The organism is Desulfobaculum sp., assembly GCF_054921475.1.
Window position 1 is genome coordinate 1 of record NZ_JBUDSW010000332.1, and the last position, 3,283, is coordinate 3,283.

Genomic DNA, 3,283 nt, shown 5'->3' on the forward strand with positions numbered 1-3,283 from the left:
GAGCAACTGCACCCGCAGACCAAGGTTCTGCGCCGCGTCAATGCCCGGGGCAAGGTCGGCGTCGCCCGTGATGAGGAGGGCGTCGGAGATGGCGCCATTTTGTGTCAGGCTGATGATGTCCGCAATGATGAGGCCGTCCACGCCCTTTTGGCGGCCCGTGCTGTTGCGGGTGCCAAGGCGCAGCTTAAAGTCGTCCAGCTCTTCAATGCGGCCGTGTTCTTCGGCTTTGCCGTGGTTGCCGGGGCCGTCGTACCAGTAGGCACGCAGCAGGCTGGCGTGGGGGAATTCCTCCGCGGCGGTGTTGAGTAGTTGGCGGCGCAATTCTTTGTAATTTAGCGCCACGCGGCCGCGTTCCGTCATGCGGCCATGAATAACCGTAATGGTCTGACACCAGAAGTAGCCGGCGTCGACGAAAACACCAAGTCTATGCATATAAGGTACCTCATAAATAAAAAGACAAAGGGAGGCGCACAGCACCTCCCCTGTCACATATCGATGCTTTTCTGCATCCAGAATATGAATGGCATGTTTGCTATGCCGAATAGTTATAAAAATCACATACGCCCAGCGCGGCGTGGTGTCAAGCCCTTATCGAATATTGCGTCATGCAGCAGCGGGGGCGATGTGGTGCAACATCGGTGGGTTGAGGCTTCGTGTCTGTCTGTGTAGGGTACTCCGATGCATACACAGGACAAGGAAAAAATGACACGGAACATGCTGGTTCAGCATGGCGAGCTCTGCGGAGCAGATGTTTTGGAGATTGGGTGCGGGCCGGGCCGGGTGACGGCGGATGTTGCCGGGCATGCACGCCGTCTGTGCGCCATTGAAGTGGAGCACGATGCGCTGTGCGTTGCGGCGGCTTCGGTTCCGGACTGTCAGTTTGTCCGGGCATCCGGGATGGCTCTGCCGTTTCGCGATGGCACGTTTGACGCGGTGGTCTTTACCATGTCCCTGCACCACCACCCGGACCCGGAGGATGCTTTGGCTGAGGCCTTCCATATGGTGGGCGAGAACGGACGCATCCTCGCGCTGGAGCCGGTGCAGGAAGGTGAAATCCAGCAGCTATGCAGTCTCTTTGGCGACGAGGGCGACGCACTGGCGCAGGCAGACGCCGCCCTGCACGCGGCGCCAGTGACCCGCAGAGTGCGGCGCGAATTCACCACCCGCTGGCGCTTTGATGATGTCGCCTCGGTGGATGACTACGTGCTTGGATACTACGGCGTCCCCGCAACCGCTGAAAACATTGCAAAAATACGCGATTTTCTTGGCCCGCGTGATGAAGGCGCGCCCCTTGAATTGACGGATACCCTGCGCCTGACGTGCCTCTATCCCTAGCTGGTGGACGGGGCGGCGGTCAGCTGTGCTTATGTAAAAATGCCGGGGCATTGCGTCTTGTGGCGGCGCTTTGGCCGTGCGTTATCCCCGTACGCCGCCGGTTTTCTTTGCCCCGCCTGTCTGAAGCCGTGTTTTGCGGAAGGGGCGCGGCACCCCGCGGGGGCATCCAGACGCCGCTGTTTTCCCGCATTGCAGGGCTTCTGTGGGCGTGTGGGCGTTCATAGCCTGACGCGCCAGTGCCCCTGCGTGGGCGTGTTTTAGTGGAATCTTTCAGGGCGCGGCTCCCGCGAGCCGCGCTTTGTGCCATGGCGATGAGGCCATGATGAAACGCGCTGGAATTCCAGCGCTTTTTTTGTGCCCTGCGCCGGGGCGGGTGGGCTGAAAAACAGTTGGTCCGACAGGGGGTTGCACAATGGAACAAAGGGGGAGAGCTTCAAAGGATGGAGATACTTGTAAATCTGGCGGAAATTCAATTCTGGCGGGCAAAAATGCGAAATTCTATCGCCATGGAAACCAGAATGCTGTAGTGTGAGGTGAACTGGGAAAACCTCTACTTTTGGTGACGGGGAGTTGGAAGCACATGCGAATTTCCGTTCCGGGGGTAGGGGGAAGAGTGGGCCGCCCAAAGGGGTGGCAGATTCGGGAACCATGCGCCTTGGGGAAATCCTTCCGCCAGACGCGCGAAATCTTTCCGGAGACAATCATTATGCGGTTCAAGCATGAAGCAGGGCGCGATCCGCCCGGAACATCGCCACCTCAAGCCATACCCTACACATGAGCCCCCGCGTTCAGGCCGAATGACTCGGCATGGAGCGGGGGCTTGCTTTGCTACATAAACAGCATGTCGATATCAAAGCCGATGTCGGTCTTTTCCTTCTGCTTGTTTTCAATCTGCCGCTCCTGCGCGGCCTCCAGGATTTCGCCAAGGCGGGTTTCCTGCTCCGGGGTCAGTTCCCCGAGCAGACAGCCGATTTTTTCCTCCTCCACACGGGCAACGGTGAGGGTGAGGTGTTTCAGCTCCGGCGTGACGCCGTTTTCGGTGAGGTGCAAAATTTTGGCGGGGATGGACGCATCCATGGTGAAGGTTTGCTCCTGCGGGCCAAAGGCCACAGACCCCATACTCAGTTCCGTAATGGCAAAGTGGTCCTCGTAGCCGGAAAGCTCCAGCAGCAGGTCCGGCACCCAAACACGGACGGCCTCGCGCCGCTCCTTTCCGTTCGTGTCGGCCTTGGCGCGCTCCTTGGCGGTTTGGCTCCAGCTTTTGCCGGTGAGGTTCTTCCACAGTTTGCGGGCCTGCGGCGCGTCGTCGTTGGCGGCGAGGGCGAGTTCCAAGCGTTCCTTGGCGGTGTCCCCCTTGCCCACATGCGAAAGTGCCTCCGCGCTGCCGACGAGGAGTTCGGTATTGTCCGGGTCCAGCATGAGAGCGCGTTCGTATAGCCGGGCCGCTGGCTCGTAGTCTTCCTTTTCCGTGAGGGCGCGGGCGCATTCGGCAAAGGGACTGGGGGCGCCCGCGTCGTGGCGGCGGTGCTCCAGAAAGAGCTTTTCCGCCTCGGAAAATTCTCCGTTTTCCACGTGCACTTTACCCGCCGTCAGGAGGAACTGGGCGAATTTGTCGTCCTGCTTTTTGGCTTTGCAGGCGTAGGCGAGGCCGCGGAAGGCGTCCGCACTTTTGGGGCTGGCCTTCACGGCTTTGGAAAAATAGGCAATGGCCTTGTCCGGGTCGCGCTCGTCCAGCGCCTTGAACCCGGCATCCAGCACTTTTTGGGCGTCCTGACTGGTGGGGGCGGGGGCCTGCGCCTTTTTGGCGGAGTGCGAAATGGCTTTTTCTACTGTGGCCAGCAGCGTGTCCTGGGAGAAGGGTTTGACCAAAAAGGCGGAAGCGCCGGCGCGGGCGGCGGCGGTGACGATGCGCTTGTCCTTTTTTGCGGACATGACCACGACGGGGAGT

General features: G+C 60.1%; 3 protein-coding genes. 1 reads left to right on the plus strand and 2 read right to left on the minus strand.

The genetic code is table 11. The features are described 5' to 3' along the window. Positions 1–432, minus strand: a 432-nt coding sequence (locus ACY69P_RS15445) for an NYN domain-containing protein (protein WP_462328120.1), incomplete at its 3' end; no start/stop codon positions are given. Positions 433–678: 246 nt separating this feature from the next. On the opposite strand from ACY69P_RS15445, the gene ACY69P_RS15450 reads away from it, so the two are divergent. Beyond that, positions 679–1,335, plus strand: coding sequence for a class I SAM-dependent methyltransferase (locus ACY69P_RS15450; RefSeq protein WP_462328121.1), 657 nt, complete (start codon positions 679–681; stop codon positions 1,333–1,335). Positions 1,336–2,163: 828 nt separating this feature from the next. On the opposite strand, the gene ACY69P_RS15455 is transcribed toward ACY69P_RS15450, so the two are convergent. Then, on the minus strand, positions 2,164–3,283 hold a 1,120-nt coding region (locus tag ACY69P_RS15455; protein WP_462328122.1), incomplete at its 5' end, for a tetratricopeptide repeat protein.

Excerpts from the sequence above, each read along its gene's own strand:
- ACY69P_RS15450 (WP_462328121.1), top strand. The coding sequence starts at position 679 with ATGCATACACAGGACAAGGAAAAAATGACACGGAACATGCTGGTTCAG.